Origin of the sequence: Leuconostoc suionicum (assembly GCF_001891125.1) — a bacterium.
Taxonomy (GTDB): Bacteria; Bacillota; Bacilli; order Lactobacillales; family Lactobacillaceae; genus Leuconostoc; species Leuconostoc suionicum.
The window spans coordinates 1,315,675-1,339,463 of the sequence record NZ_CP015247.1 but is presented as its reverse complement, the minus strand read 5'-3'; the positions used below and the strand labels follow the sequence as shown (position 1 = coordinate 1,339,463).

At 37.3% G+C, this 23,789-nt stretch carries 22 protein-coding genes; 17 read left to right on the top strand and 5 right to left on the bottom strand.

Annotation, left to right across the window (positions count from 1 at the left end; genetic code table 11):
* Positions 1-7 precede the first annotated feature (7 nt).
* From A6B45_RS06725 to A6B45_RS06685, 9 genes are all read left to right on the top strand, one after another.
* Positions 8-961, top strand: a complete 954-nt coding sequence (locus A6B45_RS06725; RefSeq protein ID WP_072613892.1) for a glycosyltransferase family 2 protein — start codon at positions 8-10, stop codon at positions 959-961.
* Entirely contained in the window at positions 954-2,867 is a 1,914-nt protein-coding gene (locus A6B45_RS06720; protein ID WP_227005799.1) for a DUF6020 family protein, read from the top strand. The genes A6B45_RS06725 and A6B45_RS06720 overlap by 8 nt, the downstream gene beginning before the upstream one ends.
* Positions 2,851-3,525, top strand: a complete 675-nt coding sequence (locus tag A6B45_RS06715) for a 6-pyruvoyl-tetrahydropterin synthase-related protein (protein WP_072613890.1) — start codon at positions 2,851-2,853, stop codon at positions 3,523-3,525. The genes A6B45_RS06720 and A6B45_RS06715 overlap by 17 nt, the downstream gene beginning before the upstream one ends.
* Before the next feature lie 40 nt (positions 3,526-3,565).
* Positions 3,566-4,486, top strand: a complete 921-nt coding sequence (locus A6B45_RS06710) for an IS30 family transposase (RefSeq protein ID WP_012268558.1) — start codon at positions 3,566-3,568, stop codon at positions 4,484-4,486.
* A 3-nt stretch (positions 4,487-4,489) separates the two neighbouring features.
* A complete protein-coding gene (locus tag A6B45_RS06705; RefSeq protein ID WP_072613889.1) occupies positions 4,490-5,656 on the top strand; it encodes a hypothetical protein in 1,167 nt (388 codons plus the stop codon).
* 94 nt (positions 5,657-5,750) lie between these two features.
* Positions 5,751-7,658 (top strand): LTA synthase family protein, encoded by a 1,908-nt coding sequence (locus tag A6B45_RS06700; protein ID WP_072614497.1) that lies wholly within the window; start codon positions 5,751-5,753, stop codon positions 7,656-7,658.
* 1 nt (position 7,659) lies between these two features.
* Positions 7,660-8,496, top strand: coding sequence for a fucose 4-O-acetylase (locus A6B45_RS06695; RefSeq protein WP_237048945.1), 837 nt, complete (start codon positions 7,660-7,662; stop codon positions 8,494-8,496).
* A 45-nt stretch (positions 8,497-8,541) separates the two neighbouring features.
* A complete protein-coding gene (locus A6B45_RS06690; protein ID WP_025268244.1) occupies positions 8,542-9,444 on the top strand; it encodes a glycosyltransferase family 2 protein in 903 nt (300 codons plus the stop codon).
* Between the two features lie 43 nt (positions 9,445-9,487).
* Entirely contained in the window at positions 9,488-9,904 is a 417-nt protein-coding gene (locus A6B45_RS06685) for a GtrA family protein (RefSeq protein WP_072613888.1), read from the top strand.
* Positions 9,905-9,915: 11 nt separating this feature from the next.
* Here the strand turns inward: A6B45_RS06685 and A6B45_RS06680 are convergent, their stop codons facing one another.
* Positions 9,916-10,368 (bottom strand): flavodoxin, encoded by a 453-nt coding sequence (locus A6B45_RS06680; protein ID WP_025268242.1) that lies wholly within the window; start codon positions 10,366-10,368, stop codon positions 9,916-9,918.
* A gap of 212 nt (positions 10,369-10,580) precedes the next feature.
* On the opposite strand from A6B45_RS06680, the gene larD reads away from it, so the two are divergent.
* The 4 genes from larD (at position 10,581) to hpt (ending at position 14,088) form a co-directional block, all read left to right on the top strand.
* Complete coding sequence (larD, locus tag A6B45_RS06675) at positions 10,581-11,300, top strand: D/L-lactic acid transporter LarD (protein WP_072613887.1); 720 nt, start codon at positions 10,581-10,583, stop codon at positions 11,298-11,300.
* A 175-nt stretch (positions 11,301-11,475) separates the two neighbouring features.
* Positions 11,476-12,240, top strand: a complete 765-nt coding sequence (locus tag A6B45_RS06670; protein WP_081371178.1) for a formate/nitrite transporter family protein — start codon at positions 11,476-11,478, stop codon at positions 12,238-12,240.
* Positions 12,233-13,528: an adenylosuccinate lyase gene (gene purB, locus A6B45_RS06665; protein ID WP_025268239.1), complete on the top strand. Its 1,296-nt coding sequence runs from the start codon at positions 12,233-12,235 to the stop codon at positions 13,526-13,528. The genes A6B45_RS06670 and purB overlap by 8 nt, the downstream gene beginning before the upstream one ends.
* Positions 13,525-14,088 (top strand): hypoxanthine phosphoribosyltransferase, encoded by a 564-nt coding sequence (gene hpt / locus A6B45_RS06660; RefSeq protein ID WP_072613885.1) that lies wholly within the window; start codon positions 13,525-13,527, stop codon positions 14,086-14,088. Before purB ends, hpt begins: the two co-directional genes overlap by 4 nt.
* Before the next feature lie 17 nt (positions 14,089-14,105).
* On the opposite strand, the gene fni is transcribed toward hpt, so the two are convergent.
* The 4 genes from fni to mvk are packed head-to-tail and all read right to left on the bottom strand — an operon-like array spanning position 14,106 to position 18,042.
* Positions 14,106-15,158, bottom strand: coding sequence for a type 2 isopentenyl-diphosphate Delta-isomerase (gene fni, locus A6B45_RS06655; RefSeq protein ID WP_025268237.1), 1,053 nt, complete (start codon positions 15,156-15,158; stop codon positions 14,106-14,108).
* Position 15,159: 1 nt separating this feature from the next.
* Positions 15,160-16,179 carry a mevalonate kinase family protein gene (locus A6B45_RS06650; RefSeq protein WP_072613884.1) on the bottom strand — a complete coding sequence of 340 codons (1,020 nt, stop codon included), beginning with the start codon at positions 16,177-16,179 and terminating at the stop codon, positions 15,160-15,162.
* Positions 16,172-17,128 (bottom strand): diphosphomevalonate decarboxylase, encoded by a 957-nt coding sequence (gene mvaD, locus A6B45_RS06645; protein ID WP_072613883.1) that lies wholly within the window; start codon positions 17,126-17,128, stop codon positions 16,172-16,174. The genes A6B45_RS06650 and mvaD overlap by 8 nt, the downstream gene beginning before the upstream one ends.
* Positions 17,110-18,042, bottom strand: a complete 933-nt coding sequence (mvk, locus tag A6B45_RS06640; protein ID WP_025268234.1) for a mevalonate kinase — start codon at positions 18,040-18,042, stop codon at positions 17,110-17,112. The genes mvaD and mvk overlap by 19 nt, the downstream gene beginning before the upstream one ends.
* A 159-nt stretch (positions 18,043-18,201) precedes the next feature.
* Between mvk and A6B45_RS06635 the strand changes: the two genes are divergently transcribed.
* From A6B45_RS06635 to asnS, 4 genes are all read left to right on the top strand, one after another.
* Positions 18,202-20,598 (top strand): exonuclease domain-containing protein, encoded by a 2,397-nt coding sequence (locus A6B45_RS06635; RefSeq protein WP_072613882.1) that lies wholly within the window; start codon positions 18,202-18,204, stop codon positions 20,596-20,598.
* A 71-nt stretch (positions 20,599-20,669) separates the two neighbouring features.
* On the top strand, positions 20,670-21,197 hold the full coding sequence (locus A6B45_RS06630; protein ID WP_036091481.1) for a hypothetical protein: 528 nt from the start codon (positions 20,670-20,672) through the stop codon (positions 21,195-21,197).
* 14 nt (positions 21,198-21,211) lie between these two features.
* A complete protein-coding gene (locus A6B45_RS06625) occupies positions 21,212-22,405 on the top strand; it encodes a pyridoxal phosphate-dependent aminotransferase (protein ID WP_081371176.1) in 1,194 nt (397 codons plus the stop codon).
* Between the two features lie 7 nt (positions 22,406-22,412).
* A complete protein-coding gene (gene asnS, locus A6B45_RS06620) occupies positions 22,413-23,720 on the top strand; it encodes an asparagine--tRNA ligase (RefSeq protein ID WP_072613881.1) in 1,308 nt (435 codons plus the stop codon).
* Positions 23,721-23,789: the final 69 nt, after the last annotated feature.

Genomic DNA, 23,789 nt, shown 5'->3' with positions numbered 1-23,789 from the left:
CAGAAGTATGGATAAACTTGCTATATTAATACCGGCTTACAACGAAAGCCAAACAATTGTTAAAGTAGTAAATGACGTATTAAAAGTAACGGAGAGCATCCCAGGATCTGTTGTTTACGTTTACGATAATAATTCAAAAGATAATACAGCTGAATTAGCAGCTTCAGCCGGTGCAGTTGTTCGCCATGAATATGCACAAGGTAAAGGAGCTGTCATTAGAAGAATGTTCCGAGAAATTGATGCTGAAGCATATATAATGATTGATGCTGATGATACATATCCTGTACAAGCGATTCCGGACATGTATCGAAAAGTAGTTGATAAGAAAGTTGATATGGTTGTGGGTGATAGACTATCCTCAACGTATTTCGAAGAAAATACACGTCCATTTCATAATATCGGTAACACCTTGGTACGTGGTCTCATAAATACTTTGTTTAAGACAAATATTAAAGATATTCTTACGGGATATCGCGCATTTAGTTATCAATTTGTCAAAACATTCCCAGTATTGTCTAGAGGATTTGAGATTGAAACAGAGATGTCGATTCATGCCACTGAATTTAAGATGTTGGTTGAAAATCAAATTATTGAATATCGAGATCGACCTGAAGGGTCTGAGTCTAAACTTGATACATATGGGGATGGATTACGGGTACTAAAAACTGTCGTCAATTTATATCGTATCTATCATCCTTTTGCGTTTTTCGGTATATCTGCTGGAATTGTGTCACTCATATCACTGCTATTGTTTGCCTTTCGTGTTTTTGTTCCATACTATCACACGGGGAGAGTTGATAATATGCCAACGCTAGTCGTTACGATGATTTTATTCAGTGTAGCTGTCACTGCTTTTTTTGCTGGAGCCATTTTGAATGCTATTCAATCAAGCAACAAGCGAAATTTTGAGTTGAATTTAATAAATGCAAATGAAAAAATTAAAAAGTATTCAAATGAATAAAAAAGTTATAAATTACGCGTTCTGCTTCATCAGTTATTTAGCGTTGGGTATCGCTTATCCTTCAACTAGCTTTGAGACATTATCAAGTCGGATACACGCACGTTTTTCTGTTTCGGCCTATGAAAGCTTACTAGCTATGATAATTATTGTTTTGCTGGTTTTATTTCAGAATAAAATTAAGCTAGACATATTCAAAAAATCCTATTGGCCCTATTGGCTTTTAGGGTCAATCTTATCCATTTTTTATGTGATAACCATGTCAGTGTATCAGGCTCCCTCTGATAACATTACCTATATACCAAGTCTAATGGGCAAAACAAACTTACTCATCACTTTGGTAGCTTTATGTGGTTTCGCCTTTATTTTTACTAATTTTGGTATTTTTTTAGGGCAAGTCATTAGTAAATTAAAAGTATCTCAGTTTTACATAAATTATTGGTATATCGTTATAGGGTTGGGGTTGATTTGGATCATTCAAATTTTTCCTTTATTCCCCGGTATGGTTTCTTGGGACGGTTACCGCCAGTTCCTTGAGTTCTTTCATACACACGTTGCTGAACTGGACTTTACTTATTATCCTACAAATCATCATCCATGGTTCTCAACACTGGTCTTTGGTAGCTTATTTTCAATAGGAAAAAAGATTGCTGGTCCAAACTTTGGACTCTTTTTAATTGTGTTGGTGCAAATAATTGTTTCATCATTAGTGTATGCTAAAGTCGTTCGTTTTATTGGTGAGTACTGGGGAAAGAAAGCCGCCGTGGTTACCTTTATTTTTTACGCCTCGCCATTTGTGGCTTTCTGGCAAGTTACTATAGAGAAGACACCACTTTTCTTGGCATTTACCACAATGTTTGTATTATGCTATGCTAAAATTTTAGTGGCGAATTTAAAAACTGAGTTACCAGTAATTTTATATGTGCAGCTAATTATTTCTGGCATACTAATGTCACTATTTAGAAATGACGGCAGTTATGTTGTCATTTTGTCATTATTTGTGTTGCTTATTGTACAAGTCATTCGAAACAAAAGAATACCTCGTCAGCTCATCATCGGTTTGGCGGTATTTTTGTCAGTATACGTTGGTTGGAACAAAGTTGCCTTACCAGCGATGAATGTTGTTTCAGGATCGACAGCTGAAGTTATTAGTTTACCGATGCGTCAGTTATCAGCAGTAGTTATCAACCATCCGGAATCATTGAGCAAAAAGGACTTAGCCACAATCAATAAAATTACCCCAGTTAAGGAAATTAAAAATCACTTTAATGTTAATAATGCGGATGATTTGAAATCTCTTTACCCAGTTGATTCTTTTTTACGTAGTTCTTACGAAATAAAACAGCTAAAATTAGGTCATCTTAAGAAAGAGGCCACACCTAAAATTAAAAAACAAACTGGGCAATATTTGATGGTTTGGTTTAAGCAACTATTGAAACACCCTAAGACTTACATTGTTACTTTCTTTGCGGCCGACAGTTCGTTCTTAAATCCAGTACTCGATAGTAATCCTGATTCACGAGGAATCATGTATGGTAATGAGTATATGAAATATAATACATTCTTGCAGCCAAGCTGGTATCCAGAGATCCACCATTGGTTCTCTGATGCTACGAGAAAATATATTAAGTGGCCAAACACAGTATTCTCATTACCTATTATCAGAACAATTCTTCAACCGGCATTTGCCTTGTGGGCAGTTCTTTTCAGCTTTGCCTACTGCCTTTATAAAAAAAGCTATTCAGCACTCATCTTTATTCCAATTGGCTTATTGGCAATCGTACCATTATTGTCTCCCGTAAATGGTATGGAACGTTACATGCTCCCAGCTATTTATACATTACCTTTATTATTAGCAGTAATTGTTAATGTGAATAAGGAGAGTAAAAAAAATGAAAAGAGTATATAGAGATTTAGTAGCAGTTGTTGGTATAGCAGTCACGACTGCTATTTTGTTTAACGCGATATTCTTTGTGCCAATTCGTTTACCATGGGATGCTTATTACCATGTATCGCGCATTGAAAACTTGAGACAATCAGGATTGGCGTTCTTGTATCCACAGAATTTTACTACGTTAGGACAGTATGGCTTAGCTACGAATATTTTTTACCCAGCATTAACATTGCAAATTGTTCAAACTATTTTTTTCTTTACGCATTCGGCAATACAAGCATTCAAAATAAGTATGATTTTCACTACTTTTCTGTCAGGATCATCTGCTTATATTATTTTGCGTTATCATGGTAAATTGGGACGCAAAATAGCATTTTTTTGCAGTATTCTATGGTTGAGCACTATTGGTATTACAGCATTAGCACCAGGAAACATAGCGGAATCTACTGCATATATTGGTGTTCCTTGGCTAGCCTATGGCCTTTATGCCTGTTCAAAAGAAACAAAAGAGCAATTAAAGAAAATCATTGCACACATTGCTGTGGGGTTAAGCATTGCCGCTTACTCACATATTATGACCTTTTTTATATTAGCTTTGTTTACTGCGGTTTATTTATGGCAGATTGTAAAATTAAACCGAACACCTTGCATAAAAAAACTGCAGAGACTTTAATGGTAATTGACTAAAATCAACCATAAAGGATCTGCAGCTTATGTCTTCTAGTTTATCAGCTCACGAACGTTCTGTCATTGAAACAATGATCAAACTTAATCATTCAACTCGAGAAATAGCCCGTTTCTTAAAGCGTTCTCCTGCAACTATTACCTACGAGTTAAATCGAATTAAACCATACAATGCACAACAGGCTCATCATTTAGCCCAGTGTAATCGGCACAAACACGGTCGCCATCCGACCCTAACACCTGAAATATCAGCTTTTTTGAACCATCACATTGGTATCTTGAAGTGGTCACCAGAAACGGCTGCTCATGTATTGGGCATTGCTTTCAAGACCATCTACAACTGGATTCATCATGGTTTGCTTAAAATTAAGTTATCAGATTTACCTGATAAAGGTATTCGACGTAAACGTCAATCTGACGGCCGTAGACGTGTTTTTGCTCATGGCCGTTCAATTGAAAAACGACCAAAAGCTGTCCAATTAAGACAAGAATTTGGTCATTTTGAAGTTGATACGATGCAATCTGGTAAAACACGTGGCGATGTTTTAGTGACCATCACAGAACGATTGAGTCGACAACATATCATGAGACATGTCAGTGGGCGCAATAGTCAGGCAGTGACACCAGCTATTATTAGGTTTTTCAAGGGTATAAAAAATGCTAAATCAATTACAGTTGATCACGGTCGAGAGTTTGCAAAATATGATGAAATAGAAGAACAGCTAGGCATACCGATGTATTTTGCACACCCATATTCACCAGAAGAACGTGGTAGTAATGAAGTGCTAAATCGATATGTCCGTCGTTTTATCCCAAAAGAACGCAAAATTGAAACCATCAGTCAGAAAGAATTAGATCAAATTAATCATTGGATTAATGCCAGGCCAATGAAAACGCTCAACTGGCAATCACCACGAAAAGTCTTTCAGAAACATGCGGTGTTCGGATGATTCTTGCAATCTGCCTTATTTATTTTGCTCATTAAAAGCAATAATAAAATAAAAATTGTTTGGGTAATGACTTTAGGCGGCATAGCAACATTACTATCAACAGCTGCTGCTGTAGGGCCTATATTAATTGTCCAACTGCTTAACAATGTTAAAAAGCCTGTAGTCAATACTAGTGTATTTGCAGATAATATAAAGGACCTCAGTCATTTATTTTTAAATCCAAGCGATAGTCCTGACATATGGTTACCGTTGTTTTTCATCATCATTTGTATTATCATTGGATCTCGTAAACCATCATTAGGGGTTATTCTAGGATTAATTGTAATGTTGTTAGGCACCAACTTTACACCGTGGGCGTACTATCTAAGAAATAGTCCAGTAACTTTTATACAGTTCGCTACGAGATTTATTAAACCAGGAATAGCCTTAGCGTTAATGTTTACACTGCTAGATTTGAAAGCTAACCAAAAAATACATGAAATTACTAAAAGGTTCCACAGCGGGTTAGTCACTTATGGATTGCTTTCAGTCATTATCATGGCTGGTGTGATGAAAAATAATTGGTTTCCAAATAGTAACTCACAATTATGGACGGCACAACAATTAAGAGAATATACTACTTTTTATGATGGTACACATGATGGCTATGGGTACTCATCAGATATGACCTTTAGCAATCAAATAAGCAACAACGAGAGATTTTGGTACTTGAAGAACTACACGGACTACATTCCAAAATCTGCTTTGTCAAATCCTAACGATAAAAGTACTTTCATTGGGGCAGATAAATCTGGTATCTTACTGACAAAGCATCAAATTATAGATGGACATGGTCAAACATACAATACAAGTAATTATGAGCCTACTTTAAAATCGATTAATATGAATGTTCAAAAAACGATTCCATCAAATTCAATTATTGAGTTACCTATAGTGTCTTACAAAGGCTTACGTTTAAATACAACTATTGATGGTAAGGAACAAAAGACCTTTATTAAACATGGCAAAATTGCCTTAAAATTACAAAATGTATTAGCTGCTAATTCTAAAATAAAAATCACACAACAGGTACCAAATTGGTTAATTGTGTTAAACTTAGTATCTGCGATAACCTTGGTTACATTACTTAGTTTTCATAAAAGACCCCAAAGAGCAGATCGTTTAACTTAGTATCACAAAATTTGTTTGTTTTACGGTATAATAGAATTTATATTAATTGGGGGAGAGTGCATAGCACTGTTCCTTTTTTAGAATGGAAAATAAAATGAAGATAAAGTATAAAATATTTAAATTTTTACGACTTAATTTTTTGTTCCTGTGGTTATCCATAGTATCACTTTACATTATTCAGATTGGCGTTATGCTGACAGATCCGACCTATGGCACCGGTGATTGGGGACGTAGTGCTTGGACAAATGGCATACAATTTGTCATTAATCAGACGACGTCGGCCGGTATAAATGTCGTGATTCTAATGATATTGATGTGGCTTATTACTCTTATCAGTAACCGAATACCGGTAACAATTATCGTGATGGCTGTCTTAACAGCCATTGTAACGGTTGCTGAATACCAATTGATTAACGTCAGACAAGAAGCGATAACCGAGGCAAGCCTACAAGAAGTGACGGCTCTTGGTAATTTGATAGGGATGTTAGATATCAAATTAGTGATAGCTTTTGTGGTAGTTCTAATTGTTATGGCGGTGTTACTTTTCATTATTTATCGTCGCAGTAAATGGATCGTCTTTAGATCAATTCGCTTGCGTGCAGTATTAATGATTATTTCTATTTTGGCGTTGGTGCCTTTTTTCCAAATAAACTCTGATCAAAACAAAGAAACCTTTATTAAGCTCGGGGATGACCCTAAAGTGTGGGATTCACTTTACGATGCTGTCTCTAATGGCGGGATCATTGCATTGCTAAATTCGCGAACAACAGATGCCATGGTAGAACCGAAGAGTTATAGCCAGGACACAATGAAGAAACTTGTAAAGAAATACCAAGGCGAAGCAAAAAGTATCAATGCAACACGAAAAAATACGAACTTTAAAAACCAAACAGTCATTTATACGCTCAGTGAATCTCTGACAAAACCAAGTTATGTACCGGGATTGACAATTAGTGATAATCCCTTAAAAAAACTCAATAATATTATGAATACTACAAGTTCCGGTCATATGGTTTCCTCAGGTTATGGCGGTGGTACTGCTGGAATTGAATATTCGACCTTGACGGGATTTAATATTACAGCTTATAAGCCAACAATTACGATGCCGTATTCACAATTAACAAGTAGCATTAATGAGAAATCAACGGTCACTGGACAATTTGATAAAAAAATTGTCGTCCATCCATATGTGGGTTCATTTTACAATCGACGTGCTGTGTACAAAAATATGGGTATTAATTACTTCTATACAACTGACAGTGACATACCAGTCAAATATACAGCTTCAGTTGGTGGCGGCAATCATGCTAGCGACACTTCAGCATATAAAAATGTGCTTTCTAAAATTAGTAGTGGTAATGACAGCCAATTCATTCAATTATTAACAATGCAAAATCATACACCTTGGACATTCACCGGACGTGATTACAATGTTATTGAGCCCACTGATTCAAATGCTGATTTGGATACGATAGAATCTTATTTGCAAGGACTTCATTACACGGATAATGCTACACAAGCATTTCTTGATAAATTAAACAAGTTAAAGCGGCCAGTTACACTGGTCTGGTATGGGGATCATTGGCCAGGAATATTTAGCTTCGTGAACACATCTACAGATGCTTTATCGGCGCATTCAACCCCCTATTTTATTTGGCAAAATGATGCAGCCAAGAAAGCCAATGGTACAGTTGATGTTTCAGAAAACTATGCAGACCCATCCGATTTCACTGCAATGGTTCTTAAAATGAACAATATGAAAGTCGATCCGTACTGGGCATTGAAGACCGAATTACTTGAAAAAGTCCCAACAATTAACAACTATAAACGTGATGAGAATGGTAAACTGTCATTTATTGATAAAAACGGAAAAAATATTGATGAAAAATCTTTGACGACAGAACAACAAAAGCTTGTGAAGGATTTTAAACTCGTTCAATATGATATTACGACAGGTAAAAACTATCTACTAAAAACAAAATTTTTCCAGAAGGTGAAATAATATGACAAAAAAATATTTAAACGCCTTCTTAACGGTTATCATTGCTTTAATTGGCGTTGTGTATTTAACAAAAGTTGCAGGTGATTTACATGCTTTTCATGGATTAGGTAAGCTGGTGAGCTACTTTTCTTGGCCTTTACTACTGGTTGGTATTGCGCGTTTGGCATTATTGGAAGATCGTAAGCCAGGTGACATCTTTGATTGTTATTTGCTGGTTTCAACCATATTAGCAGTAATTGGATTTTTTATCACATTACAGGTGATTCCTGTGCACACACCATTTCAATTTGCTATGGGAAACTGGTGGGATGCTATCTCTGCTGGTGCACTTGGTAACGAGGGAAATTTGAATACGCCATTAGGGGAAGTCTGGACGAAATACCCAATCGGTTGGTTTTTAATGATGACACCCATTGCGATGAAATTTGCTCATTATATGCGTCAAAAAATTGCCAATAAACGCTTACTCATCGCTTCTGCAATAGTTTTGATGATTGCGCCTCAATATATAGGTGAAATAATTGATTTACCGTTCAGTTTAAACGCTGCATTACTTGGAACAGGGTTGCTCGTTATTAACGATAGTATTATTGTTAAATCCACTAAAATGCGAGCTATTTGGATTGTGCTAGGGAGCATTGTTACCATAATTGCTGCTAAAATCAGTGGTGTGTACTTTAGTTATGGTCGAGCGGAAAATATATTTGTTTCTGTTTTTGGTTTGATTGCTGCAATAAAACTCATTGAATTCTTATTAGATTTTGTGACGATTCATGTAAAATGGAATATGTCTAAAAAATTTTTTTCTATACGACTGTGGTTTTTTTGTTTATACTAACATTAGTTGTAAATTTAACAATATTTTTGAATTAAGGAAAACAATATGTCTCAGAATGTCAGTGCAGTGATTGTCACATTTAACCGTCTTGCTCTTCTAAAAGAAGTAATTGAAAGTTTGCAGACGCAAGATACCAAACTTTCACACATTATTGTGGTTGATAATAATAGTAAGTCAGATACGCAAGAGTATCTAACGTCACTTGGCAACCAAATTGAATATGTACGTTTGCCAGAAAATATTGGTGGTGCCGGTGGTTTTAATAAAGGTGTACGCTACTTTATGGAGCATACAACCGATGATTTTGTTTGGTTGATGGATGACGATACTGTTGTGCATCCAGATACGTTAACTGAGTTATTGAAGTTTGCTGATAAACAAGATCAATTCGGCTTTTTGTCTAGTGATGTTCGTTGGACTGATGGGCATCGTGCGCTAATGAATCAACCAGCACCAATGAATCGTTTGAAAGTAATTCCAGAAGATCAAGTGGAACCTGTGCAACTACAAAATGCAACGTTCGTTTCATTATTAATGAAACGTGAAGTAGTTAAAAAGATTGGGTTGCCTATCACGGAATTCTTTATTTGGGGCGATGATATTGAATATACTGAACGCGCTGGTCGTGTTGCACCTGGATATTTTGTTCCAAGCGCAAAAGTGACCCACAAGATGGCAGAAAATGTGGGTAGTAGTCTACTTAATGATAATGAAAACCGAACACCACGTTACTTTTATTCTTACCGAAATAAAAGATATTATGCAAAAAAACGTGATTTCTATCGTCGTAATCGTGCATTACTACGTATGTGGGCTGAATATTTCCAGATTAAGTTTTCTAATACAGAACGAAAGCAAGAAAAGCTTGATATCTTTAAAAAGGGATTTGAGGCTGGTAAAACATTCAATCCAATAATTGAATTTGCAGATGATTTAAAGGAAAAATGAAATAGTGCCTAATTGGGGGCTATTTTATTTTTAGGAGAAATTCATGGAAAAAATAAAGTTATTGCTGACTCAGTACCAAGAAGCTATTTTGTATATCGTATTTGGCGGCTTAACAATGTTGGTTAACATCATTGCCTTTTGGTTAGCCTTTCAAGTATGGCATATGAATTCTTCTGTATCTTATCTTTTTGCTTGGTTTTGGTCTATCTTTTTTGCTTATCTTACAAACCGAACTTGGGTGTTTCACTCGACAGCCCACGACTTTAATACGGTAATCAATGAGATATTTCAGTTTTTGGTAGCAAGAATTGCTACTGCCGTAATTGGCTTTGTTATTTTTTATTTTGGAGTTAACTTGTTAAAGCAAGATGCTCAAATCTGGAATGTCATACAAAATATTTTTGTAATCATTTCTAACTTTGCGTTAAGTAAATTAGTTATATTTAAAAAGAAGGCTTAAACGCCTTCTTTTTATTTGCTATTTTTAGCTGTAGCAATTAAATCTTGTGCAAATTTTTGTAGTGTCGGGATATCGTTTGCTTGTGGGTTTAAGTTAATTTTGACACCTGCTGCACCTTTAGTTGCGTTGGTAAGCGAAAATTGTTTTTCGAATTTTGGTACCGCTAAGCAATAATCATCTAAATAGTAGGTATCTCCTGATCCCGCAACACCGTATACAACACCCTCGAGATTTGCATCAGCTAGATCATCATAAAAGTCTAATCCTTCATCTGGTAGTGAGCCCTGATCGTATGTATAGGGAACAACCACGGCAATATCGACATCTTCTAATTCATCAACCTCGGTTTGACTAATTTCAGATTTTTTCACCGTAACATCAGCATTTTCAAGCGCTTCAATAATAATATCTGCTACATCTTCATTGTTTCCAGTAAGTGTTGCATAGACAACTTGTGCTTTCATTTTATAGTCCTCTTTATTTTAATTATCAAAGGTAATTATAGCATTTTATTAAACTATTAAAAGCTACGATTTGACGGAATATCTAGAAATATGACGGTTTGTTGACAAAGTCATAAAAAACCTTTACAGTCTGGTCCTGAAGCCTTAATATAGTTAGGTGACTGTAATTTAAAACTTCACATGAAAATTTTCAACCCCTTAGGAGATTAAAAATGATACATCAATTGTTGGCTGAATTCATGGGCACTGCGCTCATGATTGTTTTCGGAGTTGGCGTTCACGCTGATGAAGTGTTGAATCGTACAAAATACCACGGTTCAGGTCATCTGTTTTCGATTACAACTTGGGGATTTGGAATAGCAATTGTTTTGTTTATCTTTGGGGAAGTTTATATTAATCCTGCGATGGCGATGGCCCAACTTATTTTAGGGAATATCCAGTTTGAGTATTTCTTAATTGTTAGTTTTGTAGAAGTATTGGGCGGTGTTTTCGGCTCAATTATTGTCTACATTATGTATGCTGATCAATTTAAGTTATCTGAAAAAGATATTGATCCAGTAATCGTTCGTAATATCTTTTCAACAGCGCCAGCAATTCGTAACTTACCACGTAATTTTTTTGTTGAAATGTTTGCGACATTCGTATTTTTGACAGGTATATTAGCTATTTCTGCAAAAGCGGGGGATGCTCCTGGTATGGTTCCGCTAGCTGTGGCTTTCTTAGTTTGGGCTGTTGGTATGGGCTTAGGTGGTACCACTGGATTTGCAATGAACCTGGCTCGAGATATGGGGCCACGTATTGCATATACAATTATTCCCTGGAAAAGACGAGCTTCCAGTGATTTTCAATACGGTATTCTTGTGCCTGGCATAGCGCCATTTGTCGGCGCAATTTTCGCTGCCTTATTTTCAAAGTTTTATTTAGGCCTGTGAACGCTTACAATCCAAACGTTCGCTTAAAATTATAAAAAACACTGTTTCGTTCGGATAAACCGAACTTTTTTTATTTTTGTGAGAAAATACTAATTTAATTACGAACGCAACTAGTAAAATAACTGGTAAAATAATTGAGTAGAGAAAATTAAATCAAGTTATTCTGGAGATGAATATGCACACACACGATGAAATGCAAGTATTGCTAGTTGATACTGTCCGACGAAAAGTTGGCTATCCTCTCAGGAAAAAAGTGACGCTTGGGATACTGGGTGGCGTTGCTATTTCTTTGGGATTTTTAGCAGCAATACGTGCTATGGCACCACTAACTGCTCTCCAATCTCCTATTGTCTCTTTGGTCGGTGCGTCCTTATTTCCGGTCGGACTAATTATGATTGTGTTCACTGGACAAGAACTAGCTACTGGAAATATGTTTATTCTTGGTTACGGCGCTTTAAATCATAATTTGGGTTGGTTGCGTTATTTTTTTGAAGTAACACTGATAACTTTGCTCAATGGACTTGGTGCGATTTTATTAGCCTATATTTTTGGACACTATTTAGGGCTGACCAAGGTGGATATTTATGGCAAACAAGTTGCAGCAATGGCAATGGCTAAAGTAACCCCAAGTATGCCGATGATTTTCTTTTCGGCAATCGGTGCGAATTGGTTGGTGGCGATGGGTGTATACTTAGGTATGGTCGCCAAGGATGCTATTGGGAAAATAGTAGGTATGTGGTTTCCAGTCATGATTTTTGTGTTGATTGGATTCAATCATGTAATTGCTAATTTTTTCTTACTGCCAGCTGCTTATTTTAATGGTACGATTACATTGGTACAAATGTTGCATAATCTTGTACCAGCATTTTTAGGTAACACGTTTGGTGGCTTATTACTCGCTGCTTCACTTTATTTCACAAAGGACAAAAATAATGCTTGAACGATATTCACGAGAACAACTCCGCGACATTTGGTCGCTAAAAAATCAATATCAGACATGGCTTGATGTTGAAATTGCTGTTGATGCTGGTTGGGTCGCTGAAGGACACATTCCAACTAAAGATTTAGAGAAGATACGTGCAAACGCTAGATTTGACGTTGATCGTATTGCAGAAATCGAATTATCAACACGACATGATGTGGTTGCATTTACGCGTAATGTTTCTGAGTCACTTGGCGACGAACGTAAGTGGATTCACTATGGTTTAACGTCAACTGATGTGGTTGATACAGCTCAAGCATTACGTCTACGTCAGGCAAATGATATTATCAAACAAGACTTACAAAATTGGCGTGAAGCAATTAAAAAATTGGCTCTGCAATATAAAGATACTGTTATGATGGGACGGACACATGGCGTTCATGCTGAACCAACAACATTTGGTTTGAAAATGGCACGCTTCTATGCTTCTGCAACACGTGCTATTGAACGTTTTGATCGTGTTGCCGCTGAAGTTGAAACAGGTAAGCTCTCAGGAGCAGTCGGAACCTTTGCTAACGTGCCACCGCGTGTTGAAGAAGTTGCTATGAAAGAGCTTGGGCTGACACCGCAGCCAATTGGGTCACAAGTGTTACCTCGTGATTTACATGCTGATTATATCCAGACCATTGCTTTAATAGGTACACAGATGGAGGAACTAGCTACTGAAATCCGATCACTACAACGTTCTGAAATACATGAAGTTGAAGAAGGATTTGCTAAGGGGCAAAAGGGATCTTCTGCAATGCCTCATAAGCGTAATCCTATTGGTGATGAGAACATTACTGGCCTTGCCCGCGTATTACGTGGCTATGCGGTAACAGCTTTGGAGAACGTGACCTTGTGGCATGAACGTGATATTTCACATTCATCAGCAGAACGTATTATATTAGCTGACGCAACTGCTTTGCTTGATTACATGTTGAATCGTCATACGAGTATTCTAAATAATTTGGGTGTTTTCCCAGACACAATGAAAAAGAATATGGATCGTACTTATGGCTTGATTTATTCACAACGCCTATTATTAAGCCTAATCGATGCTGGATTATCACGTGAGCAAGCATATGACACTGTGCAACCACTGACGGCTCGTTCATGGGATGAACAAATGATGTTCCGAGAATTGGTTGATGCAGACCCAACTATTCAATCCAATTTGACCAAAGAACAAATTGACGATGCATTTGATTATCATTATCATCTACGTCATGTTGATGAAATTTTTAAGAGGGTAGGTTTAGCATGAGACCTTTGATTACACATCCTGCTATTAAAGGGGTGTTGGCAACAGAAACAGATATTCAGGCTCAAGTTCAGCGTGTGGCTAATGAATTAACATCAAAATTCGAAAATAATAAAGAACGTCCAATTTTTATTGCTGTACTGAAAGGTGGGGTCATTTTCGCTACTGATTTATTACGTAAGATGCCTTTAGATGTTGATTTTGATTTTGTAGACGTTAAAAGCTATTCAGGCGCAGCATCAACTGGCCAAGTCAAAGTGGTTCATGATGTTAGCATGGATTTAACTAATCGAGATGTTGTTATTGTTGATGAGATTATTGATTCAGGAAGAACAATGCAATGGTTGCACAATTATTTTGAATTAAAGGGCGCCTCAAGTGTCACCACAGTGGCGTTGGCTGATAAGAAAGAGGCTAGAGTAGTTGATTTTGAAGTTGATTATTTTGGTTTAGATGTACCAGACGAATTTTTGGTTGGTTATGGTATGGATTATAATAACTTCTTCAGAAATTTGCCGGTAATTGCTATTGTTGACTTTGACAAAGTTGATTTAATAAAATAATTAAATGAAAAAGCATCTCATTGAGATGCTTTTTGTTGTGCAATAAAGCTTTGTAGGCTAGGGCTGTATATTAATGGTTTATGTTGCAACTCAGCTATATTTTGGGCACCAAGTAAAGTAAAGAGACGTGGTAACGCTACTTGCCATGCATTAATTTCTTCGAGTAATGATTTTTGACCTTTTTCCATTAGGGTTGTGAGCATGAAACCAGCACTAGAAGTTAAAGATGCGCCCAGCATGAGACTAGTTATAACATGATTCACACTTTGAATGCCTCCCGTTGCAATTAGGGGTAAATGGTTGTTAGCCATTTTTGCTTCCAGCAAACTTTCGACGGTTGATAATCCGTAATTATCTAAATCGACAGCTTCAGAAAGTCGATTACGCCTTTGTTCAATAATAGAAAAATTTGTTCCGTTTGCTCCGCCAACGTTGATAGCAGCTGGATTTAAATTAGCAATTTGTTTGAAAGTTGACTGACTCATGCCAAAGCCAACTTCCTTAATTATCACCGGAACAGGTGACTTTGCAATGATTTCAGCAAGATTGTCTAGCCAATAAAATTTGCGATCCCCTTCAGCCATGACAAGTTCTTGGGCAGCATTAACATGAAGTTCAATAGCATTAGCGTCAATCATATCAATGGCAGTACGCACATTTGAAATAGGATGATCGGCGCCTAAATTGGCAAATAGAAAGCCATCGGGATTTTTCTTACGAACAATTGTGAATGATTCACGTGTTTCAGGTTCTTTTAGTGCAATTGATTGTGAGCCAACTGCCATAGCAATATTTGACTCAGCAGCTACCTCAGCAAGTTCCATATTGATGCGACCAGTTAAAGCTGATCCGCCAGTCATGGCTTCAATATAGAATGGCCATTTAAAGTGATGATCAAATAATTTGGTTGAAGCATCAACTTCTGACACACTCATTTCGGGAAAAGTGTTGGGTAACCAACGTACATCATCATAAGTTGCACCAATGACAGGCATTGCATTTTGACGCCAGAGTTTGACACCAAGTGATAGATGTTCATCTTTACGATGAGATTGAGCAGATTCAGTCATTTTAACCTCGATTCTGTGGGGCAATTTGGACGTAATGTGGCTCAATTTCAGCTGCAAGCCACTTTTCTGGTAAATCTGTAGGTCCATTAACAATCGCAAACCCATTATCACCAAATCCAGCACCACTGATTTTTCCTGCGGTATCGCCAAGTGTCTGCAGTAGAATTGCTAGTTTTGGTGTAACGTATTTCTGGGATAATGTGTGCTGTAAGATGGTTTGATTTAATTTTAAACCTTTTGAAAATTGCTTGTAGTCATTTTTAATAATCGATTGAACGACGACATCAGCGATATATTGACTTTCTTTGAAAAAAGAAGTTGGCAATGTTCTTGAGGAGAGTGCCTTACGTGTATCGGCGCTTTCATGTGTGGCACCTAGGAGGATTTGCCAATCCTGCGGCCAACTGAGGGGAACGATGTTTAGTTTTTTCCAAGGGACATCAACAATTTCAGGCTGAAGCCAATTTTTATCTGCTGTTTGATATTGAGATAAATCGGGGCTCTGGTATGAAATAACACCGCCGTATGTTATTGCTGCAACATCACCTAATGAACCATTTTTTTGCACGTGCAAGTGTGCGAGCGCAGCAATTTTAAATTGAGTCAGTAACGTTAGGTTGAATTTGAAATGATTATTAAAAGCCGATACGATGCCTACAACCACGGCCGCAGATGAACCAAGACCAATTTTACCTGTATGATGATTCATATTACTTTTGATATCAATATTTACTTCTTGTAATTTGGGGCTTAATTTTTTCATATGAACATAGTGAGTCATCAGATTCACAGCTGCGCGAACAAAACGCCAGTCATCAGTTTGCTCTGGCGTTTCATGGTTGATATTGAATGTTAGATCATCTGTAATGATATTAGAAGTAGCAGTGGAAACATCCCGTGCTGAAGTAATTTCTATTGTTAATCCTGTAGTAATGGCAACAATTAGTGCGGTATTACCAGGATTAGTAATTGCATATTCACCAGCCAAAAAGAGTTTACCAGGGATTAATATTTTAGTCATAAGAAATTCCAGGCCCGCTTTGAGCAATTTCAAGTTTCAGAGATGGTATGGCATGATTTAGTATGGTCGCAATTTTGGGTGCTTCTTGCGCTGTTGTGATAATTTTAACGTTTGGTCCTGCATCAATTGTTGCATAGGCTAATATACCTTGATGGCGCATATCTTGTATTAAAGATAAAATTAATTGTGTTTTGTCTGTAAAATAAGTGAATGGGCTCTTTGTAGCTGTTAAATTTAAAGCATGCATACCCAAGGCATTATCTTCAGCCAAAGCACCAATTTTGTCAATATCTTGATCTAGTATGGCATGTTGCATATCAATGAATTGATTAGCAGACTTTGATAGCCAGTGATCATAATTTGGTGAGGTAACTGCACGTTTCATCCCCTCAGTTGAAGTTATTTTTTTAGGCGCATCACAAACTTCAGCAACAACCAAAGCAATGGGCAATTCAGGTGCGTTAAGGCTCTCGGCAAAAGAAGATGCGTCGTCAATACCTTTATGCCACATGGCGAAGTTACCAAAAAAAGAGCGACTAGCTGAACCGGAACCACGACGGGCTAAGCGGGATAATTCTTCCTTGGATAGGTCCATTCCTAGCTCGTGTGTAACAGCTCCCGTTAATGCAGCAAAAGCTGAAGCAGAGGAGGCTAATCCAGCACTTGTAGGTACGTGATTTTCAGAAACAACCTGCAACGGTGTAAAGTTGCCCAACTGCTGTCGTAGAATATCCAAAAAGTGATGAACACGGGTAGCGTCCACGACTTGATTATTCAAAATAAAACAATCATGATTGGCAGGTTGCACAGAAGTTGTTGTGTAAAACTTGTCTAGTGTTAATGAAAGTGAGCTAGTTGTCGGTAAGTTCAGTTCCGTATTTCTTTTCCCCCAGTATTTTATGAGGGCGATATTTGTATGGGCAGTAGCTTTCATAAGGGTTGAATCCATGTATTCTGTGCGCCAGCTTTATTGAGAGCATTGGCAATTGCAATTGCGTCATTGTTATTTCTAGCTAAGGCAAACATAGCACCACCAATGCCAGCGCCCGTTAACTTTGCTCCTAGAGCCCCCGCGTGATTCGCAGCATTAACTAACTTGTCAAGCTTGGGATGTGAAATACCCAATGATTGTAATTCGTGGTGGGCTGCTGTAAACATCATACCTAAATGCTCAGGATTATTTTCAGAAATATCAATCCGTATTTTTTCAGCAATTTGTCCGAGATGACTAATTGTTGACCAAGCGCGTTCTTGATCATTAGTCAAAAATTCTTTGACTATGCTGACGGCGTGAACGGTTTGACCGTGGATACCTGTATCGGCTAATACCAACGTACCTGCTAAGTTCATTTCAAATTTTTCCATTGTTTCGTTTTTGATAAACCAAATAGGGTTGCTCGAATTAACGGTGGTGGCATCTAAGCCAGAAGGCGATCCATGGGAGATGACTTCTTCAATATTTGTGAAGTAGTTCAGTTCCGTATTACTTAAAGTTGTCTTAAAGTAATCAAAGAATGCTCTTGTAATCGCAGTTGCTAGAGCAGCTGAAGCACCAAAACCTCGCTCTTGAGGAACATTTGATTCAATAGAAAGAAGGAATGGCACATTAGTCATTTTGAATTTATTGATTAGGCGCAATAATAGTTGTCGGATACCTTCAACGTTTGCACCAAGTTCACTTAAATCGCCATGAAATTCAGCACCATCAATTGTTTGACCACGAAATGCTGGTCTCAATGTAGCAGTGACTGTCATATTTGGTAGGGGAATTGCAATGGCAGGTTCGCCATAAACAACGGCGTGTTCGCCGATTAATATTGCTTTTGCGTGGGATTGACCTACGCCATTCATTTGACTTAACATAAATTTCTCCAGATGTACTTTACTATTGTACCGCACAGTAGTATTTAGTGTAAAATATAAAAGAGAATTGCGTTGTTTAGTGCGCATAATGATTGTGTAGTAAACAGCGCAATTCTCACATAAAAAGTGCTAGCACGCACGTTTAGAAAGGTGCTTTATATGAACGCCAACGATACATTCGTGGTTGTCGATCTTGAGACCACAGGACATAGCGTAAAAAAAGGTGGGCGAATTATTCAAATTGGTATGACATTTATAAAAAAACGTCAAATCGTTGATCATTTTGAATCTTTCGTCAATCCAGGCCAATTAATTGATCGTCAGATTCAACAGCTCACGCATATATCACAAACTGATGTGCAAAACGCACCGTATTTCGAAGAAATTGCACCATTATTGCAAAACTTACTTCAAGATGCAGTGATTATTGCGCACAATGTTAATTTTGATTATCCTTATTTAAATGATGAGTTCGAAAGAACTGGTCTTCCACCCTTAAAATCCGCCGCTATCGACACAGTACAGCTTGCTCAAATATTGTTTCCAACAGCTCCAGGATATCGTTTATTAGATTTAACGACCTACTTAAATATCACGCTCAAAAATGCACATCGTGCCAATGCGGATGCACATGCCACGGCTTTGCTGTTTTTGAAATTTTGGAAAAAGCTTGAAGAATTACCGGATATTACATTAAAACAATTGCAACAAGGTGACTGGCCGTTACTACGTCAAACGCAGCAATTTTTAAAGCTTGTTCATTCAAAAAACAAGCAAAATTTTGGTACTGTTGATCAAGTCGCTTTGTTAACCCCTACAGTAGAACCATCAATTCATACTTCTAATAAATCTGTGCAAGTTGATTATCCAGAAACAAGTGGCGAAAAGACAAAGTTATTTGGGCAGTGGTTAACGACAAATGTTGCACAGAACAGTTTAATGGATCGTGCCAATCAATTCCTAAATAAACGTACCGATGGCTTGCTGACCATTTTAACCGGTCCGAGAGTGGGAAAAACATTGGCCTATTTGGTTCCAGTTATTTTAAATGGAAAAACAGCGGTTTTATTGACTAATGATGAGAGTTTACAAGCTCAGCAAGTAGACATTATTACTAATCTTACAAAACTATTTAGCCGACCAATACAGAGTGCTATTTTGTATGAGCCTTCAGAATATATAGATGTTGAAAAGTTTGCTCAAACTTTAAAAGAAAAAAATACACTGCAAATTCAATTTTTTAAAGCTCGTGTTTTGGTTTGGCTGACGCAAACAAAAACTGGTTTACTTAGAGAAATTTCGGTAGGTGTTCAAAATGATGACTATGTTTCATCAATTCGTGGTGACAGTGGTGCGCAATTTTACGAAAAGGCTTATAAAAGTGCCCATCAAGCTAATATCATTATCATGAACTTCAGCACATATTTTATGCAAAGCCAAAAATTACGTGAAGCGAAAAAGATTGAAAAATGGCCAGTTGTTGTCATGGAAACGCCAACGCAATTTGTGGATGACTTACATGATTATTTTCACGTTTCTTTAAATGTTACGCAGTATCAAAACACCTTAAAAGGCTTGAATCATCAAGAAATAGCTGGTTTGACACATAAACAGCGCTTATTTGTTCGACAGAGTTTAAGTGAAGCATTAAAACTACTAAAACAGATATTGCAATCTGATAATCAACGGGCTAATTTAAAACGCGTGGAACGGTTTTTATTGATAATATTGCATTTAAAAGAACTGTTTGAAATTAGCGAAAATAGTATTCCTCGCGAGTTCCAAGATATTCGAGAGCAATTGTTGAAGATTAGACGTTTACAGTTACAAAATGACATTGTGGTGGCAAATGAATTTTCCGAAGTTAACGGACAAACGCAAACTGAAGTCGTATTCGATATTTTGGAACGTGCGATTTATCAAGCAGAATTTGTTTCCAATGTTCATAAATTATTGATTGTTAGTGAGTTTTTACCAACAGAGGTTACGGAATTCTTACGTGATGTACCGGAGTCCTTTACTGTTGAGCGTGAATTTGTTCATAATGATTTACAACCAATTCGTGTTGTACAATTGCAACGTTCGTCTCCAATAGTTCATTTACAAGCTATTACGCAGCGTAATGTTGGAGAAATACTATTAATTGTCCCCAATGAAGAACGGGTCAATCATTGGTATCAAAAAATAAAATATGCAGTGACAACGAATTATAATATTGTCGCGGAAGGAATTACTGGCTCGTTGGAAAAAATACAACGACAGAGTCAAACCAAACGAAATAATATTATTATTGTTACCCCAAAAATTTTTTCAACTATGTGGCTTAGAGAGCAGGAATTACCTGCAATTGTAATTGTTCCAGAACGAGAAGTGTGGCAACCTGTATCACGTCTAGCTTATGTTTTAACCCAAATGCAACGTCATCAAAATGGTATATTAGTTTCTCAACTAAATGCTATGCAACGCAATCGATTTAAGCAACAAATTGTCGTTGAAAAGATGAACTTGAAAAAAGGTTTAGAACAGCAATATGATCGATTATTGCATGACCTCTAACTCGCAGATCAAAATCACCGTATTTTTTGGTATAATATCATGTGTACGTGCCATCATGGAGGGTTCAAAAAATGATACAATTTAAAGATGATATTCGAATCCGCCAGCGACATCGCCAAGCGCGCATTCATTGGGCGCACTTTTGGTTCATAGTAATCGGTATTCTGATTATCCTAGCAGCCTTTATTTTGGGGTATTTTTACGTTTCATTAGCCCCAATGCGCCAGGCAGAAAATAGAGTTGAAAAATTAGTACGTGAGAAGACAAGCATTGCAACAGTAACACAAGTATCTGTTAACTATCGAAAGACGACCACTTATGCCGTTCTAGGGCAAACAACGACTGGTACTCAAAAAGTTGCAATTGTTCGCAATAATAAAATAAAAACATATAATCGTTCATCGGGGATGACAGATAGTCAGCTCAAAAAACTGATAACTAACAAATACAAGCCGAAAAAGTTATATTCGGCTAATATTAGTGAATACCAAGGGGTATTAGTTTGGGAAATTAGTTATAAAGGGCAGGACAATAAATTGAATTATTTAACATTAGACTTTAAATCAGGAAAGACGTATCGTGCCATTTCAGGTATGTAAGAGGTAACTACAAAGTGAAGACTTTTTCGAATCGTGTGAATGCCATAACTGCTTCTCCAACGTTAGCTATGAACGCCCTTGCTAAACAAATGCAAGCAGAGGGTATCGATGTCATTAATTTAGGTGTAGGTGAACCTGATTTTCAAACACCTAAAAATATTTCTGATGCAGCTATTGAAGCGATTCAAGCACAAAAAACAAGTTTTTATACACCAGCCAGTGGGTTACCTGCATTAAAGCAAGCGATTGTTGAAAATGTTGGTCAGCGATATGAAGCAGGTATTACTACTCAAAATGTTTCCGTAACGACAGGCGCAAAATTATCACTGTATGTATTGATGCAGGTTTTACTGAATCCTGGTGACACAGTTGTTACTGCTGCTCCGGAGTGGGTAAGTTATGTTGAACAAATCAAGCTAGCTGGAGGTGAACTGATAGAAGTTCATCCGGAAAGCTCGTCGATGAAGTTAACCGTTTCAAATTTGGACAAAATTAAAAAAACAGTTAAGTTGGTTATTGTTAATTCTCCTACCAATCCAACTGGGCAAGTCTACAGTAGACAAGAGATTCAAGACATTCTAGATTGGGCAAATACACATGGGGCCTATGTTATTTTAGACGAAATATATGGTCAACTTGTTTATAATGGCGCTGAGTTTACATCTGGGCTACAGTTACAACCTCTTGAAAACAGTGCTATGATTATTGTGGATGGTGTATCTAAGGCGTACTCAATGACAGGATGGCGTATAGGTTGGACTCTAGCAAGTTCAGAAATTATTTCGGCGATGAATAAGTTATTGGGACACATGACTTCCAATCCGACAGTTGCGGCTCAATATGCAGCAATTGAGGCATTGAGTGGGGAGCAAGATACCGTTGAAAAAATGCGCAAAGCCTTTGAACAACGGTTAAATACGACTTTTGACGCAGTAAACAAAATTAATGGTGTACATGTTGATATAAAGCCGCAAGGTGCCTTTTATTTATTTCCACAAGTTGATGAAAAATTAATGAAACTTGTTGGCGTAAGTAATACTGTTGAATTATCAACGAAAATTTTGGAAGAAGCACATGTTGCTTTGCCTGCCGGTGAGGGATTCGGCATGCCAGGATATTTGCGCTTGAGTTATGCTAAAGATCAAGATACCCTTAATGAAGCAGTTTTACGTTTGACGCAATTCTTTAAAAAATATACGAAAGATTAATATAGTGATGACTGAAGAAATACCTAAAATTAAGATTATTGATGCAAAAAACTTTGTTGGAAAGACAGTGACTATTGGAGCTTGGCTCCGTCAAAAGCGTGGTAGTGGCAAAATTGCATTCTTACAATTACGTGATGGCACAGCCTTCTTCCAAGGGGTTGTTGCTAAAGCTGACGTGTCAGAAGAAGTGTTTGAAACTGCTAAAAGTTTGAAGCAGGAAACTAGTATATATGTTACTGGTGAAATTCATGAAGATGCTCGTTCATCTTTCGGTTATGAAATGGCTGTTTCCGATATTAAAGTAATTGGTGAAAGTCATGACTATCCAATTACACCTAAAGAGCATGGGACTGAATTTTTGTTTGACGAACGTCATTTGTACTTACGCCATCTGAAGCCGTTTGCTACTCTAAAAATTCGTAATACACTTGTTGCAGCAACATACGAGTTCTTTAACAAAGAAGGCTTTACGAAATTAGATGCTCCTGTGTTGACTGGATCCGCACCAGAAGGAACGACTGAATTATTTGAAACGGATTATTTTGGCGAACCAGCATTCTTGTCGCAAACTGGTCAATTATATGCTGAAGCTGGCGCAATGGCGTTTGGTAAAGTATTTACATTTGGGCCAACATTTCGTGCAGAAAAGTCTAAGACGAGGCGTCATTTGACTGAGTTTTGGATGATTGAACCTGAAATGGCCTTTATGGATCAAGAGGAAAGCTTGAAACTTCAAGAACGTTATATTGCTTTCTTGATCTCAAGGGTGCTCGAGAATAATGATCAAGAACTTGACATTCTCAAGCGTGACAAGGACCTACTTCGGTCATATACACAGTTACCATATCCACGTGTGAGCTATGATGATGCAGTCAAATTATTACAAGATAATGATTTTGATGTGGAGTGGGGCGTTGATTTTGGTTCACCCGAAGAAACGTTCTTGGCTAATCATTTTGCTAAACCCGTGTTTATTGTTAATTTTCCAAAAGCAATTAAGCCATTCTACATGAAGCGCCATAAAACACGAGACGACATTGTTGTTTCAGCTGATTTATTAGCTCCAGAAGGTTATGGAGAAATTATAGGTGGATCAGAACGTGAGACGGATTATGACTACCTGAAGAATGAAATTGAAAAATTAGGGTTGAACATGGATGAGTATGCTTGGTACCTTGATTTGCGTAAGTACGGTTCAGTGCCGCATTCAGGATTTGGCTTGGGGTTGGAACGTATGGTGACATTTGTAACCGGCGAGGAGCATATTCGTGAAGCTATTCCATTTCCACGAATGACCAACCGATTACGTCCTTAAACATAGTTTTGTAGCATAGTATTCTTATTCGAATGTGATACACTATTTATATAAGAAAAACGTCCAATT